Origin of the sequence: Micromonospora sp. NPDC023814 (genome assembly GCF_040639595.1) — a bacterium.
In the GTDB taxonomy this organism is placed as follows: Bacteria; Actinomycetota; Actinomycetes; order Mycobacteriales; family Micromonosporaceae; genus Micromonospora.
In genome coordinates this window covers 73617-87779 of sequence record NZ_JBFAAF010000011.1, presented here as the reverse complement: position 1 = coordinate 87779, position 14163 = coordinate 73617, and the positions used below count along the sequence as shown (strand labels likewise).

Below are 14163 nucleotides of genomic sequence, written 5' to 3'. Positions count from 1 at the left end.
CTCCACGCTCCACGGCGAACGGCGACGGGACTTCCGGCCTGCACAATATATGGGGATGTGTCGATTGAATAGTGGCGCGGTGGAGCGGACGGCCGAAACCGGCTCAGCCTGTGTTTCTGGTCGGCTGGGTGGAGACGAGCGCCGCGCTGGGGCTGGTGCATCGCCGCGGGTGGGTGAGAATGACGGCATGCCGAGCCGCCTTGCCGTCATCGCCATCGACGCCATCCGACCACAGCTGATCGCCGACTTCTGGTGCTCGGTTCTCGGCAGGCAGGTCGTAGACGAGGATGGTGAGGTGATCACCATCGCAGCCTCCGACCGTTCCTGGCCGATGATCGACGTGGTGGCTGTACCAGAGGGCAAGATGATCAAGAACAGGTTGCATTTCGACCTGCGTGCCGACGGCGTGTCCACCGCGGAGGAGCTTGACCGGTTGCTCGCCCTCGGTGCGCGTCGCGTCGACGTGGGACAGTCCTCCGACGTGAGCTGGGTCGTGCTTGCTGATCCTGAAGGCAACGAGTTCTGCCTGCTGTCACGTCCTGTCCAGGAGCTCTAAGACAGCTTCCGCGGGCTCCGGGCCGAGGCGACCGCTGCGGAGAGCCAAGAATTTCTTGACGGCGATGTCGAGAACACGTGACCGGCTCCGTCCCCGGGGTGAACGTGACCAGAATGGGTCGCACCAGCACCGAGGAGAAGCACGATGGCCAAGTACTTGCTGCTCAAGCACTACCGCGGCGCTCCGGCTGCCGTCAACGACGTGCCCATGGACCAGTGGACGCCGGAGGAGATCTCGGCGCACGTGCAGTACATGCGCGACTTCGCGGCCCGGCTCGAGACCACCGGCGAGTTCGTCGACGGTCAGGCCCTCGCCCCCGAGGGGACGTTCGTCCGGTACGACGGCGAGGGGCGCCCGCCGGTCACCGACGGCCCGTTCGCCGAGACCAAGGACCTCATCGCCGGCTGGATGGTGGTCGACGTCGACAGCTACGAGCGCGCCATCGAGCTGGCCGGGGAGCTGTCGGCCGCGCCCGGGGCGGGCGGGAAGCCGATCCATGAGTGGCTCGAGGTGCGCCCGTTCCTGACCGAGCCGCCCACCATCACGGAGTGACCACTCCGGTGAACGAGGTCCTGCTCCGGAGCCTCACGCCGAGCGTGCTCGGGGTCCTCGTCCGTCGCGGAGCCGACTTCGCGACGGCCGAGGACGCCGTGCAGGACGCGCTGGTCGAGGCGATCCGGGTCTGGCCGGCCGACCCGCCGCGGGATGCGAAGGGCTGGCTGGTCACCGTGGCCTGGCGCCGGTTCCTCGACGCGGCCCGCGCCGACGCGGCCCGCCGCCGGCGTGAGGACCTCGTCGACGAGGAGCCGTTGCCCGGGCCCGTGCCCGCGGTGGACGACACGCTCCAGCTCTACTTCCTGTGCGCCCACCCGTCACTGACACCGTCGTCCGCGGTCGCGCTCACGCTGCGCGCCGTCGGCGGGCTGACCACCCGCCAGATCGCCCAGGCCTACCTGGTGCCTGAGGCGACCATGGCGCAGCGCATCAGCCGGGCCAAGCGCACCGTCTCCGGCGTGCGGTTCGACCAGCCCGGCGACGTGGCCACCGTGCTGCGCGTCCTCTACCTGGTCTTCAACGAGGGCTACTCCGGCGACGTCGACCTCGCCGCCGAGGCCATCCGGCTCACCCGGCAACTCGCGGCCGCGAACGACCATCCCGAGGTGGCGGGGTTGCTCGCCCTCATGCTGCTGCACCACGCCCGGCGCGCCAGCCGGACCGCGCCCGACGGCAGCCTGGTTTCACTGGCCGAGCAGGACCGCGGCCGGTGGGACACCACCTCGATCGCCGAGGGCGTCGAGATCCTCCAGGCGGCCCTCGCCCGGGACCGGCTGGGTGAGTTCCAGGCCCAGGCCGCCATCGCGGCACTCCACGCCGACGCGCCCACCGCCGAGGAGACCGACTGGGTGCAGATCGTCGAGTGGTACGACGAACTCGCGCGCCTGACCGACAGCCCGGTCGTCCGGCTCAACCGCGCGGTGGCCGTCGGCGAGGCCGACGGACCGCGCGCCGGGCTGGCGGCGCTCGCGGCGCTGGACGACTCACTGCCCCGCCACGCGGCGGTGGCGGCGTACCTGCGCGAACGCGACGGCGACCTGGCCACGGCGGCACGGCTGTACGCCGAGGCGGCCCTGAAAGCCCCCAACCTCGCCGAGCGCGACCACCTGACGCGCCAGGCCGCCCGGCTCAACGCCCGCCGGCGCCGCTGACGGGTCGCGCTCGGATCCCTGCCCGCGCCGGTGAGCCGGTGGTAGCGGAGTAGTCGTCCTTCGACCACATCCTCTCCCGGTTCGGCTCGACCAGTCCCTCGTCGGTGAGCCGGTCGAGTGCGCCGTAGCGGGTGCCGAGCCGCAGCGCCGGCCGCCCGCCAGACAGCGCGGCGACATCGCTGTCCCGGGTGCCCGACACACGCGCTCGCCGAGGTACCTGCGGCGCATCGTTCACGCCGGCGTTCCCGGGGGGCGTCCCAGTCCTCGACAGCGTCCCTCACCCGGCCGTAGGAGTTCCTGCGGCGCCGAACCACTTGGCCAGCGCGACCTCGAGCGTCTGCTGATCCTCGCCGACCCACGCGACGTGCCCGTCCGGCCGGAGCAGTACCGCCGGCACGTCCAGCTCTTCGCTGATGTCGGCGACGTGGTCGACCCGGTCGGCCCAGCCGTCCACCGAAAGCCGCCCCGTCTGGTCGAGCAGCAGCCCGCTCCCGGTGCGCATCAGTTCGAACAGCCGCCCACGCTTCAGTTGGAGGTCGCGCAGCCGCCGCCCGAGCAGAGCATGGCCCTCACCGAAGTCGTACCGGATGCTGATCGCCGTGATCTTCTCGATCAGGAACCGGTTGACGTCGTTGAAGTCCATCAGCTGCGCCAACAACCGCCGAACCGCCTGCGGTCCGGGCTCGTTGGTCGTCAGGTGCATCTGTGCACGGGTGTTGGTCAGCACGTCGGCGGCCACCGGATGCCGCTCGGACTCGTAGCTGTCCAGCAGGTCGTCCGGCGCCCAGCCGTTGATGGCCGCCGCCAGCTTCCAACCCAGGTTGAACGAGTCCTGGATCCCGAGATTGAGCCCCTGCCCACCCATCGGCGGGTGGACGTGCGCGGCGTCCCCGGCCAGAAACACCCGTCCGACCCGGTAGCGCTCGGCCTGGCGGGTCGCGTCGCCGAAGCGCGACAGCCAGCGGGGGGAGTGCACGCCGAAGTCGGTACCAGCGTACCTGCGCAGCTGTTGCTTGAACTCCTCGAGCGTCGGCGGCACCGAGCGGTCTTCGACCACGCCCTCCGCCGGCACGACCGCCCGGAACACCCCCGGCTTGCCCGACGGCCCGATCCCGAACCGCTTCTCGGTCTTGCGCACCTCGGTCATCACGTCGGTGATGTCGTCCGGGGACGCCGTCACCTCCATCTCGCCCAGCAGCGTGTCGATTTTCGACGGCTCGCCGGGGAACCCGACCCCGAGCAGTTTCCGAACCGTGCTGCGCCCACCGTCGCAGCCGACGACGAACCGCGCCCGCAACGGCGTCGCAGTTCCATCTCCAAGGCGGACGGCCACGCCGTCGTCGTCCTGCTCCAGCCCGACCACCGCACAGCCGCGCCGGATCTCGGCTCCGACTTCGGCCGCGTGCTCGGCGAGCAGCCGGTCGGTGAGCGTCTGCGGAATGCCGAGCACGTATCCGTGCGCGGTGTCCAGACCGGTGGGAGCGGGCTTTTCGATGCCGGCGAAGAATCCCCGGACGTCGCCGGGACGGATCGGGTACTGCCTGCCGTCTTCGAGGAACCGCTCCAACAGCCCTCGCTGATCCATCACCTCGATACTGCGCACGTGCAGCCCGAGCGACCGCACGAACGGCGGCAGCTCGGCCTCCTTCTCCAGCACGAGCACGTTGACGCCCTGCAGGCGCAATTCGCTCGCCAGCATCATGCCGGTCGGCCCGCCGCCGACGATGATCACATCGAACATGCATTCCCCCATGGTGTGCCGATTCCTGCGCTCGGCCGACGATTGTGCGCCACGACCGGGGTCTTGCCGCAAGCCCGGGGGTGCGGTATATGTTAATAGTGGCAAGGAGTTCTCCTCCTTGCCTTCGTTCTTGTCGGGCCAGTGCGCGCGCAGCCGACCCCACAAGTCACGGGCCCAAACGCGGCCGCCCAGGCTTAGCTGCGCGAGCAGCGGCAGCGTTACCTGGACGGCTGGTGCCAGCTACTCACGAGCTGAGCAGGGTGACCTCCATGATCAGTATCCCGGTCGCCGCTATGGCAGCGAGGGAGTGGACGAGTGCTTCGGTCGGTGTTTCGTCGTTCTTGAACACCTCTTCGAGTGCCGAGATGATCGTAAGAATGGCAGCGAGAGCGACGATGATGAGAACGGTCTCCTACAAGTTCTCGGCCTTGTGGTCGAACCCATTTCCACGACTCGCGGTGCGGCGTAGATCGCCATGAGCCCGAGGACGATTGTGGCCACGGGCTGCGCATCGCCCCATCGACGGGAACGGGTGACTTCGCGGTTCCTCCGTGAGGGCCGGCGGGCCACGGTTACCGGTCAAGCGATGGCTGTCAGCCGAGTGGGACGGGCAGGCCGGCGCGGAACAGTCCTTGTTCGAGCCAGACGGCGGCGCGTACGCCGTCGGCGGCGGCCTGGCTGACGAGGGTGAGTCCGTCGGGTAGGGCGGGCAGGCGGGCGAGGTCGCCGGCGGCGGACACCCCGGGGATGCTGGTCTGGGCGAATTCGTCGACGCGTACGTAGCCGTCGGGCAGCAACTCGGCGCCGACTTGGGCGGCCAGCGGCGCGTGCTGGCGGGTGGGTGCGCGGTGGAACACGGCCTGCCGGTCGAGGGTGGTGCCGTCGGCCAGGTGCAGTTGGAGGGCGTCGAGTTCGCCGGTGACCGCGGTGACGGGCTGTTCGAGTACGGGGATCTTCAGGGCGTCCAGGTTGGCCAGGATCGGTTCGGGTAGCTCGTGGGGGCCGTGGGTGGCTACGACGATGTCGTTGGCGTACCGATCGGCCAGGTAGGCGCGAGCATGACTTGGGCGGGTTCGCGGCCGAGCACGGCGATGCTCTTGCCGCGGGCTTCCCAGCCGTGGCAGAAGGGGCAGTGGAAGACGCCGCGGCCCGAAGCGTTCGGCGGCGCCGGGGGATGGGCCAGGGTTCGTCGATCTGGCCGGTGGCCAGCAGCAGGCGGCGGGCGCGGTGGGTGGTGCCGTCGGTGAGGGTGAGGGCGTCTGGTGTCCCATGTCATTCGACGGAGTCGGGGTGGGGGAGCTCATGCGGCTCGGGTCCGCCGTCGAAGACTGAAACGAAAACCGTTATCGTTCGCAGGTGCTGTCAGTCCCGGTCCGACAAGTGAAGGAGACCTGCTGTGGCCGTACCGAAGCGGAAGACGTCGAGATCGAACACTCGGCACCGGCGGGCGCGGTGGAAGGCCCAGGTGCCGCAGCCGATCCCGTGCCCCTGCCCGCGCAAGGAGATGGTGGTGCCGCACCGGGCGTGCGCGCACTGCGGGCTCTACAAGGGGCGCCAGGTGGTGGGCGAGCCGTGACCGGGCGCCTGCCGGTGACCGTGCTCTCCGGCTTCCTCGGCGCCGGCAAGACCAGCCTGCTCAACCACGTCCTGGCCAATCGGGACGGGCTGCGGGTCGCGGTGATCGTCAACGACATGAGCGAGGTCAACATCGACGCCTCGCTCGTCCGTGGCGGTGGTTCGTTGTCCCGGACCGAGGAGCGGCTGGTGGAGCTGACCAACGGCTGCATCTGCTGCACCCTGCGCGACGACCTGCTCGACGAGGTCGCGCGGCTGGCCCGGCAGGGCCGGTTCGACTACCTGCTGATCGAGTCCAGCGGCATCTCCGAACCGATGCCGGTGGCCGCCACCTTCGCCTTCGGCGTGGAGGGCGGCCAGGTGCTCGACGACCTCGCCCGACTGGACACCACCGTCACCGTGGTGGACGCCGCCGGGCTGCTCGCTCGCCTCGAGGCGGGGGAGACCCTCGAACAGCGCGGGCTGGCCGCGTACGAGGGTGACGACCGGAGCATCGCCGACCTGCTGGTCGACCAGATCGAGTTCGCCGACGTCCTGGTGGTCAACAAGACCGACCTGGTCGACCCGGACGACCTGGCAACGGTGGAGGCGCTGCTGACCCGGCTCAACCCGGCCGCCCGGCAGGTCCGGGCGACGCACGGCCGGGTGCCGCCGGTGGAGATCCTCAACACGGGCCGGTTCGACCTCGACCGCGCGGAGACCGCGCCCGGTTGGGTGGCGGAGCTCAACGGCGAGCACGTGCCGGAGACCGAGGAGTACGGCATCTCCAGCATTGTCTTCCGCGACCATCGGCCGTTCCACCCTGAGCGGCTGTGGGACCTGCTGGCCGGCGGCCTGGACGCCTTCGGTGTGGTGCGCTCCAAGGGATTCCTGTGGCTGGCCAGCCGTCCTGACGTGCAGGCCCTGTGGTCCCAGGCGGGCCCGTCGGGACGGTGTGACCCGGTCGGCGTGCCGGTCGCGGTGTCCGGGGAATGGCCAGACGACCCTGACGAGCGGGCCGAGTTGGAGTCCCGCTGGCATCCCGTCTTCGGCGACCGGCAGCAGGAGCTGGTTCTCATCGGAGTGGGCCTGGACGGCGACGGCCTGCGGGTCGCACTGGCCGCCTGCCTGCTGACCGACAGGGAGATCGCCGCCGGGGAGGACGCCTGGCGGGCCCTGCCCGACCCGTTCCCCGGATGGGACCTCGGCGACGTGCACGACCACGACCATCCGGAACCGGTTCCGGTTTGACGATGCCGACCATCCTGACCCCTGACGACGTCGCGCGGTGGCGGCGCGACTGGGAAGCCATGATGCGCCACTACCAGCCCGGCCGTGACGACCTTGTCGCTGCCGGGCTGGCCGCGGTGGAGACGCGCGGGCCTGCTTTCCGGCGGGTGCTCGACGTCGGCGGCGGCCCGGGCACCACCGCCGAGGCGGTGCTCCGGCGGCGGCCCGACGCGCACGTCACCGTGCTGGACGTCGACCCGGCCCTGCTGGCCCTGACCGATGTCGCCCTACCTCACGTGCGCACCGTTCGTGCGGACATCGGCTCGGCAGGTTGGCTCCCGCTGGCCGGCGGCCCGTACGACCTGGTGCTGGCCCTGATGACCGTGCACTACCTGCCGGCAGACCGGGTGCGCGGCTGGTACGCCGAGGCCCGACAGCTGCTGCGACCGGGCGGTCTGCTGCTCGTCGGCGACGCCATGCCGGACGCACCGGCCGCCGCACCGGTGCAGCCGCAGAGCATCGGGATCGATCCGTGGACCGCCTGGTGGAACACGCTGGCCAGGGAACCGGCCATGGCATCGCTGCTGCAGGACCGGGCGGCAGCCCTGGCTGACCTAACCTGCGCGGAGTTCGTCGCGTCGGTCGACTGGCACCGTAGGGCGGCCCGGCGGGCCGGGTTCGCCGACGGGACGGTGCTCCACCGGTGGGCGGACCACGCCCTGGTGGCGTTCGGCCGGCCCGAGGACGGACCATGAGCACCACTGCGTCCCGCGCGGCGTGCAGGAGCGACTCCAGGCGGGTTTTCTGATCGAAATGCCTCCCAGGGCCGATGACGGGCGGGAGAACTGCCCGGACCAGGGCGAGCCGCCCGCCAGGATCCGGCCGCAGGTCAGTGTCGGGCCACGGCGAGGGGCGTGCTCAGGCTCCGCAGCCGACCTCGCCCGCGAGGCGGTCGCCGGGGGCGACCAGCTCGCGGGCGGGGTATCCGCGCCGCAGCGCTGTTCCGGATGAGCTGTGGCGAAGGCTCGTTGCCCAGGCGACCGGGGCCCGGTCATCTGTGGCGGCGCCGACGAGGCGGGGCGTGTGCCGCCCGGTCGATGCACGCCGTGCTCATCGTGGTTGCTGCCGATCGCGGCGGGCGTACTTGGCGCGGAACTTCTCCACTCGGCCCTCGGTGTCGAGCAGGCGTTGCTTGCCCGTCCAGAAGGGGTGGCTGGCGGAGGAGATTTGCACGTCGATGACGGGGTAGGTGTTGCCGTCGGTCCACTCGATCGTCTGGTGGCTGGTGGCGGTGGAGCGGGTGAGGAAAGCGAAGTCGGCGGCGCGGTCGCGGTAGACGACGGGCTTGTAGTTGGGGTGGATGCCGGATCTCATGCGGGTTCTCCTTCGGTGTCGGTGTCGGTCGGGTCGAGGTCGGCGAGCGGGAAGCAGCCGGTGAACGGGTCGTCGTAGTCGCGCCAGGTGTCCTCGCCGTCGGCGAGTTCGGCGTCGGTGAGCAGGCAGCTGGTGAGGGTGCGGTGTAGGCCGGCAGGGTCGAGGTCGAGGCCGATGAAGACGAGGTGCTGGTTCCGGTCGCCGTAGTAGGGGTCCCAGTCGATGGCGGCGGCGAGCCGGCGGTGGTCGGACGCCTCGTCCCAGTACGGGTCGGGAAGGGCGGCCAGCCAGCGGCCGAGGGAGCCGAGGCTGAGGCCGCCTCCGGCGAAATCCCAGGCGATGACGGCGTCCGGTTGGCTGGCCAGCCACAGGTGCCCTCGGGAGCGGATCACCTCGGCGTTGACCTGCTCGAGGACGTCGTGCAGCCGTCGGGGGTGGAAGGGGCGGCGGGCGCGGAAGACCGCGGACACCACTCCGCAGTCGGAGTGTGGTTCGTGCAGGCCGAGGTGGTGGCCCTCCAATCCACGGGTCAGGACGCCGGGGGTTTCGGTGCGGTGCCGGTGGGTGCCGCGCAGTTGGCGGGTCAGCGCGGCGGCGTCGATCTGGTCGCCGTCGACGCGTATCTGCGTCGCCCATGGCGCCATGCGCTCCAGCAGCACCGACAGCCGGCTGGTCTCGTACGCACCCTCCCGTGACTGCCCCCACAGGACGAGGGTGTCGACGTACTCGATCTGGCGGACGATGACGTCGGCGAGCCCACGGTCGTCGTTGTCGGCGGCGTGGATGCCGAGAGTCTTGAGGTCGTCGGTACTGGCCAGCCCGTCGAGCAGGTGCTCCGCGTCGACGATGGTGACGAACGAGTCGACGTGCAGCAGGTCGGTGATCGGCGCGCCGTCGACCAGGCAGTGCGCGCAGACGGCGGCGACGGCTTCCGGCTCGACCACCTCCGGCAGCATCAGCACCAGATCCCGGTGCGGGTGGGCGCGCGCCAGCCGGGCGAGGGTCGGCAGCACGTCCTCGCGCAGGGTGCAGGAGACACAGCCGTGGGCGAGTGCGATGCGCTCGTCCTCGAGTGTTCCCTCGCTGTCGCGCACGATCCGGTGGACGGTGCCGGCGCCGAGGCCGGCGAGGTCGTGCCGGACCAGCAGCAACGACGGGTCCGCCGCGAGCAGGCTGCGGGCTGCGGCGTACGTGGCGGACGGCCAGAAGCCGCTGAGCACGGTCAACGACGGTCGGGCGTCGGACGCCGGAACTCCGGCGTCGGCCGGTGCGAGCGGGGACGTCGACATCACAGTCCTCTCGACTTAGTTGAAAACGATTGTCATTATAAGCACGTGGTCGACGGCGAGCGGCAGGCGAGGTCTTCTCGCGTGAGAGCGCCGGGGTGGCCCGGCGGCGCCGGTGGCGAGGTGGTCGCGGTGCGGGTGCCGCCGTCCCCGGCGTCCGGTCGGCACCGACGTGGCCAGCCCGCTGCGGCTGCCGAGCCGGCTCGGCCCCGGCGGGTCCACGGCTCCGCCGGCCGTCCTCGGCCATTGCCCTGGAGGCGCCGCGGGTTCGGTCGAGGTCGTTCGGGGCCCCGAGTGGAGGCCATCCGACCGGCCACGGTAAGAATGAAAACGATTATCGTTACGGCGCTTCATTCCTGAAGGAGTAATCCGTGTCCCGTCGCTGTGATGTCACCGGCGCGAAGCCAAGCTTCGGCAACGCCGTGTCCCACTCCCACCGGCGCACCCGCCGCCGATGGAACCCCAACCTGCAGAACCACCGCTACTGGCTGCCCTCGGAGCGACGCTGGGTCCGTCTGACGCTGACCGCCAAGGCGCTGAAGACGGTGGACCGCAAGGGCATCGAGAAGGTCGTCGCGGAGCTGCGCGCCCGGGGGGTGACGGTCTGATGGCTCGGCAGACCGACGTCCGCCCGATCGTCCGGCTGCGCAGCACCGCCGGCACCGGCTACACGTACGTCACCCGCAAGAACCGCCGCAACGACCCCGACCGGCTGGTGCTGCGTAAGTACGACCCGGTCGTCCGCCGGCACGTCGAGTTCCGGGAGGCGCGCTGACATGGCCCGCAAGAGCCTTGCCAACCGACAGGCCCGCCGCGCCGACCTCGTCACTCGCCACGCGCCGCATCGCGCCGAGCTGAAACGGACCATCGCCTCTCCGGACACCGACCCGGCGGTGCGGGACGACGCCGTCCGCCAACTGGCGCAACTGCCCCGCGACTCCAGCCCGGTGCGGCTGCGCAACCGGGACGTCATCGACGGCCGACCGCGAGGTGTGCTGACCCGCTTCGGGTTGTCGCGAGTGCGGTTCCGGGAGCTGGCGCTGCGGGGCGAGCTGCCGGGGATCCGCAAGGCGTCCTGGTGACGACGCCACCCACCGCGCTGGCATCCGAGTCGACGAGGTCGGCGCACCCGACGGGTGCGGGTGCGGGAAGAGGAATGACCAGGCCGTAGGCCGCGGGACACGGACGGATGTCATCGAGGGGAGCACTGCCGCCGGCGTGGTGTCCACGCCGGCGGCCGCCTCGATCGCCCGAAGGGTGGCAGCTGACCGCCGGACCGGTCGGCAACCGGTCCGGCAGCTGGTCGATACCAGACCGTACGGTCAGGGCAGGGTGATGCGTACCTCGATCCGGCCGTCGTGCGGGACCCGCAGTGTGTGCACCCGTCGCCGGGTGTCGCGCAGATAGGTCCGGGACGTGTCGGTCACGGTGGCCGGCCGTATGCTGTCCCAACTGATCGTGATGACGGTGTCGCCGCGACGGATGGTCAGGCCGTCGGTGCTGGCAGCCGCGTTGGCGCCGTAGGCGACCGGGGTGCCGTCGGCGAACGTTACGACGTCCTGCGGTTGCAGCACCAGTGGGATCTGCTCGGTCGCGGTCGACGTGGCCCGTACCGAGCGAATCACGCTGTTCCGGGTGACGGTCAGCTCGGTGGTGATCCGCGAGTCCGGCAGACGGTAGCGCACCCGCACCGGTGCGTCGCCGGGGGAGAGGGATTTCCCGTCCCACTCCCGGTCGCCGACCTGGTATTCGGCGAGCAGGTTGCTCCGGCCGTCCGGGTTGCCGTTGGGCAGCCGCGTCGACCAGCAGCCGGTGTCGCTCTGCTGGGCGTGCACGATGGTGCCGGCCGCCGGGTGCCAGAGGAAACCCGGTCCGCTGCGGACCGTGCTGGTCGGCCGGGTTCCGAAGAACGCTCCGAAATAGAGCCCGGGCCGCTTGACGTAGAGGTAGTCCTGGTCGAAGGCGGTATCCCGGCGCACCTCGGCGAACTCCGGCCGCCGCAGGTAGGGCAGCGCCGCGATGGCCCGCTCCTTCTCGGCGTTGCTCGGCAGCGTCTCCCCGTACGGCGCGTGCGCGATGATCCGGGGCGAGGTGTCCTGCTTGGCCGGTCCAGGGGCGGGACCCGGCTCGGTGGCCCAGGCGGCGCGGGCGGCGGCCCGGTCCTCCCTGGATGTGAAGAACGCGCCGAGTTCCGGCAGGTCGGGGATGAAGATCGAGCCAAGGTTGCTGCGGTCCGGGTCGGGGATCACGTTGTCGTAGTAGGCGACGCTGGTCCGGGCGGACATGGCGTAGTAGGTGAGCCAGCCCGAGCCGTCCGGCTCGCGGAGCAGGTTGTAGCCGAACCACTCGGTGAACCGGCGGGCCATCCCCAACACGGCCCGGTTGCCGGTGAGCAGATAGATCTCCGCCAGCTCCGGCAGCATCACCTCGAAGTTGTAGTTGATGTCCATGCCGGTCGGGTCGTAGAAGAAGCCGGCCGGACTCTGTCCGTGCTCGGCCAGGAAGCCGATCCGCTCGGTGAGCCGGGCGGCCAGCGCGGAGTCCGGGTGGAGCCGCAGCGCCAGGGCCGCGCCGGCCAGGCCGCCGGCGACCTGGTTGGTCCACTGGACCGGGGTACGCCAGATGCCGTTGGCCGGATTCAACAGCCAGCCGATCCCGGCGTGCAGGGCCCGTTCGATCTCTGCCCGCCGCTGCGGCAGCGCGGCCGACTGCCGCAGGTTGGCCAGGGTCTTTGCCAGGTAGCCGAGGCCGAAGCCGGTGGCCGCCAGCGAGTGCTCGTTGGGGTCGTACTCCGGCCAGGACCCGTCGTCGTGCTGGAGCCCGAGGTAGTGCCCGAGCGCCGCGTCGAGCCGCCCGGCCAGCGCGGCGTCTCCGGCGTACGGATTCCACGGCCGCTGGTTGGCGTGGAACCAGCTCAACGTGTAGACGTGCTCCTGCACCCGGGCGTTGTACGGCGCGTTCGGGGAGCGCCACCAGCCGCCGCCCATGAACCCGTGGCGGGCCGTGTCCTCGATGTCGTTGGTCATCGCCGGCAGGATCGCCAGGTAGCCGGCGAACCGCTGTTCCAGCGGGGCGAACAGGGTCCGGTCCGGTGCTCCGGGCGGCAGTGGGGCCAACAGCGGCAGGCCCGACGCGGTGGTCTCCGACGCTACGGCGAGCGCCCGGGGCGCTACGGCGAGCAGCGCTGCTCCGCCCGCTGCGGCGGCCAGCAACGCTCGGCGGCTGAACATGGTCGGGGTCGGATCGTTGGCCATGATGGTCCTCCTGTCGGAACGGGCAGGGGGGTCGGAGCGGAATCGGCGACTCGGACGAGGCACGGGGGACCGACCGGCGGTCGCGGCGAGGGCGGCGTCGGGGCACGGCCAACCCGACACCATCAGTGACGAAGGGTGCGGTAGGTGTCTGGCTGATCCGAGTGCCGAGTGTGGTCCCGGGCGATCCGTCGAGTCAAGAAGCTAATACGAATTAGCCGCGCACTTCTCGGCCGTCGGGTCAGGCGCTCGGGCTCTTGACCCGGCCGCTCGCCGCAGCCAAGGATGACATCCGGCCGTTATCCGTCCGTCCATGGTGGACATCAGTCGTCACTCAACGTGACGGTGGCTGGTTCGGATCGGCCGACGCGACCAGACGAAAATGGGGTACGCCATGCCGCTGACCGACCTGCCGTTGGCCGAGCTCGCCGGATACCGGCCGGTGCGCCGCGAGCCTGCCGACTTCGACGACTTCTGGGCCGACACCCTGGCCGAGGCGGCCCGACGTGAGCTGGATGCCACCTTCGAGCCGGTCGACTCGCCGCTGCGGGTGATCACCGTCCACGACGTCACGTTCAGTGGCTTCGGCGGCGACCGGGTCAAGGCGTGGCTCGCCGTCCCGACCGGTGCCGAGGAGCCGCTGCCGTGCGTGGTGGAGTTTCCCGGTTACGGCGGCGGCCGGGGCCTGCCGCACGAGAACCTGCTCTACGCCGCCTCGGGCTATGCCCACCTGTTCATGGACGTACGCGGCCAGGGCAGCGGGTGGAGCGCCGGAGCGACCCCCGACCACGAGCCGGCCGGCGGCAACCCGCAGCATCCCGGCTTCGTCACCCGGGGCGTGCTCGACCCCCGGACCCTCTACTACCGGCGGGTGGTCACCGACGCGGTGCGCGCCGTGCAGGCGGCCCGGGCGCATCCGCTGGTCGACCCGGACCGGGTGGTGGCCACCGGGATCAGCCAGGGTGGCGGGCTGTCGCTGGCGGTCGCGGCCCTCGACCCCCGGCTGCGCGCGGTCGCGCCCGACGTGCCGTTCCTCTGTGACTTCCGGCGTGGCGCCGAGCGGGCCACCGCCGGCCCCTACCAGGAGATCGTCAACTACCTGAAGGTCCACCGGGGCAACGTGGAGCGGGTCTTCGACACGTTGAGCTACGTCGACGGGGTCAACTTCGCCATCCGCGGGCGCTGCCCGGCACTGTTCAGCGTGGCGTTGATGGACGCCAGCTGCCCGCCGTCGACGGTGTTCGGCGCCTACCACCACTATGCCGGCCCGCGCCGGATCGAGGTGTACCCGTTCAACGGACACGAAGGCGGTGAGTCGGTGCAGGACGAGGTCCGGTTGCGGTTCTTCGCCGAGGTGCTGGCCGCTGGAGGAAACCGGGGCGGCGAGGAGAACGGGGCGGCGGAGTAGCTCGGCGTGAACCCTCGGGTTGCTGATGACATCAGCCAGGGATGTCCCGCTGGCGGG

At 70.9% G+C, this 14163-nt stretch carries 16 protein-coding genes; 10 read left to right on the top strand and 6 right to left on the bottom strand.

Features of this window, described 5'->3' with window-relative positions:
- Positions 1-169 precede the first annotated feature (169 nt).
- From AB0G14_RS08470 to AB0G14_RS08460, 3 genes are all read left to right on the top strand, one after another.
- Positions 170-556 (top strand): VOC family protein, encoded by a 387-nt coding sequence (locus tag AB0G14_RS08470; RefSeq protein WP_357695088.1) that lies wholly within the window; start codon positions 170-172, stop codon positions 554-556.
- A gap of 144 nt (positions 557-700) precedes the next feature.
- Positions 701-1108: a YciI family protein gene (locus AB0G14_RS08465; RefSeq protein ID WP_357695086.1), complete on the top strand. Its 408-nt coding sequence runs from the start codon at positions 701-703 to the stop codon at positions 1106-1108.
- A gap of 8 nt (positions 1109-1116) precedes the next feature.
- Complete coding sequence (locus AB0G14_RS08460) at positions 1117-2262, top strand: DUF6596 domain-containing protein (protein ID WP_357695186.1); 1146 nt, start codon at positions 1117-1119, stop codon at positions 2260-2262.
- On the opposite strand, the gene AB0G14_RS08455 is transcribed toward AB0G14_RS08460, so the two are convergent.
- From AB0G14_RS08455 to AB0G14_RS08445, 3 genes are all read right to left on the bottom strand, one after another.
- Entirely contained in the window at positions 2240-2461 is a 222-nt protein-coding gene (locus AB0G14_RS08455) for a hypothetical protein (protein ID WP_357695084.1), read from the bottom strand. The two genes, AB0G14_RS08460 and AB0G14_RS08455, sit on opposite strands and share 23 nt — an antisense overlap.
- A 78-nt stretch (positions 2462-2539) precedes the next feature.
- Positions 2540-4003 (bottom strand): rifampin monooxygenase, encoded by a 1464-nt coding sequence (gene rox, locus AB0G14_RS08450; RefSeq protein ID WP_357695184.1) that lies wholly within the window; start codon positions 4001-4003, stop codon positions 2540-2542.
- A gap of 593 nt (positions 4004-4596) precedes the next feature.
- A complete protein-coding gene (locus tag AB0G14_RS08445; RefSeq protein WP_357695082.1) occupies positions 4597-5274 on the bottom strand; it encodes an FAD-dependent oxidoreductase in 678 nt (225 codons plus the stop codon).
- A gap of 125 nt (positions 5275-5399) precedes the next feature.
- On the opposite strand from AB0G14_RS08445, the gene rpmF reads away from it, so the two are divergent.
- Genes rpmF through AB0G14_RS08430 form a run of 3 tightly spaced genes read left to right on the top strand, consistent with a single transcriptional unit; the run spans position 5400 to position 7542 of the window.
- Complete coding sequence (rpmF, locus tag AB0G14_RS08440; protein WP_357695080.1) at positions 5400-5579, top strand: 50S ribosomal protein L32; 180 nt, start codon at positions 5400-5402, stop codon at positions 5577-5579.
- Complete coding sequence (locus AB0G14_RS08435) at positions 5576-6808, top strand: GTP-binding protein (RefSeq protein ID WP_357695078.1); 1233 nt, start codon at positions 5576-5578, stop codon at positions 6806-6808. Before rpmF ends, AB0G14_RS08435 begins: the two co-directional genes overlap by 4 nt.
- Before the next feature lie 2 nt (positions 6809-6810).
- Positions 6811-7542 carry a class I SAM-dependent methyltransferase gene (locus AB0G14_RS08430; RefSeq protein ID WP_357695076.1) on the top strand — a complete coding sequence of 244 codons (732 nt, stop codon included), beginning with the start codon at positions 6811-6813 and terminating at the stop codon, positions 7540-7542.
- A 355-nt stretch (positions 7543-7897) separates the two neighbouring features.
- Here the strand turns inward: AB0G14_RS08430 and AB0G14_RS08425 are convergent, their stop codons facing one another.
- Both AB0G14_RS08425 and AB0G14_RS08420 read right to left on the bottom strand, forming a co-directional pair.
- Entirely contained in the window at positions 7898-8161 is a 264-nt protein-coding gene (locus AB0G14_RS08425) for a type B 50S ribosomal protein L31 (RefSeq protein ID WP_357695074.1), read from the bottom strand.
- A complete protein-coding gene (locus tag AB0G14_RS08420) occupies positions 8158-9450 on the bottom strand; it encodes a GTP-binding protein (RefSeq protein WP_357695072.1) in 1293 nt (430 codons plus the stop codon). Before AB0G14_RS08420 ends, AB0G14_RS08425 begins: the two co-directional genes overlap by 4 nt.
- Positions 9451-9818: 368 nt before the next feature.
- Here AB0G14_RS08420 and rpmB point away from each other — a divergent pair, with 368 nt between their 5' ends.
- From rpmB to rpsN, 3 genes are read left to right on the top strand one after another with little or no spacing between them, the layout of a single operon-like run.
- Positions 9819-10055, top strand: a complete 237-nt coding sequence (gene rpmB / locus AB0G14_RS08415) for a 50S ribosomal protein L28 (RefSeq protein ID WP_357695070.1) — start codon at positions 9819-9821, stop codon at positions 10053-10055.
- The gene (gene rpmG, locus AB0G14_RS08410) at positions 10055-10222 is read left to right on the top strand and encodes a 50S ribosomal protein L33 (protein WP_013287204.1); all 168 of its coding nucleotides are present in this window, start codon (positions 10055-10057) and stop codon (positions 10220-10222) included. The genes rpmB and rpmG overlap by 1 nt, the downstream gene beginning before the upstream one ends.
- Before the next feature lies 1 nt (position 10223).
- Positions 10224-10529 (top strand): 30S ribosomal protein S14, encoded by a 306-nt coding sequence (rpsN, locus tag AB0G14_RS08405; RefSeq protein WP_357695068.1) that lies wholly within the window; start codon positions 10224-10226, stop codon positions 10527-10529.
- 240 nt (positions 10530-10769) lie between these two features.
- On the opposite strand, the gene AB0G14_RS08400 is transcribed toward rpsN, so the two are convergent.
- On the bottom strand, positions 10770-12701 hold the full coding sequence (locus tag AB0G14_RS08400; RefSeq protein ID WP_357695066.1) for a hypothetical protein: 1932 nt from the start codon (positions 12699-12701) through the stop codon (positions 10770-10772).
- 391 nt (positions 12702-13092) lie between these two features.
- Here AB0G14_RS08400 and AB0G14_RS08395 point away from each other — a divergent pair, with 391 nt between their 5' ends.
- Positions 13093-14106, top strand: a complete 1014-nt coding sequence (locus tag AB0G14_RS08395; protein WP_357695182.1) for an acetylxylan esterase — start codon at positions 13093-13095, stop codon at positions 14104-14106.
- Positions 14107-14163 lie beyond the last annotated feature (57 nt).

Excerpts from the sequence above, each read along its gene's own strand:
- rpsN (WP_357695068.1), top strand. The coding sequence starts at position 10,224 with ATGGCCCGCAAGAGCCTTGCCAACCGACAGGCCCGCCGCGCCGACCTC.
- AB0G14_RS08465 (WP_357695086.1), top strand. The coding sequence starts at position 701 with ATGGCCAAGTACTTGCTGCTCAAGCACTACCGCGGCGCTCCGGCTGCC.
- rox (WP_357695184.1), bottom strand. The coding sequence starts at position 4,003 with ATGTTCGATGTGATCATCGTCGGCGGCGGGCCGACCGGCATGATGCTG.
- rpmG (WP_013287204.1), top strand. The coding sequence starts at position 10,055 with ATGGCTCGGCAGACCGACGTCCGCCCGATCGTCCGGCTGCGCAGCACC.
- AB0G14_RS08395 (WP_357695182.1), top strand. The coding sequence starts at position 13,093 with ATGCCGCTGACCGACCTGCCGTTGGCCGAGCTCGCCGGATACCGGCCG.
- AB0G14_RS08425 (WP_357695074.1), bottom strand. The coding sequence starts at position 8,161 with ATGAGATCCGGCATCCACCCCAACTACAAGCCCGTCGTCTACCGCGAC.
- AB0G14_RS08445 (WP_357695082.1), bottom strand. The coding sequence starts at position 5,274 with ATGGGACACCAGACGCCCTCACCCTCACCGACGGCACCACCCACCGCG.
- AB0G14_RS08400 (WP_357695066.1), bottom strand. The coding sequence starts at position 12,701 with ATGGCCAACGATCCGACCCCGACCATGTTCAGCCGCCGAGCGTTGCTG.
- AB0G14_RS08420 (WP_357695072.1), bottom strand. The coding sequence starts at position 9,450 with ATGTCGACGTCCCCGCTCGCACCGGCCGACGCCGGAGTTCCGGCGTCC.
- AB0G14_RS08430 (WP_357695076.1), top strand. The coding sequence starts at position 6,811 with ATGCCGACCATCCTGACCCCTGACGACGTCGCGCGGTGGCGGCGCGAC.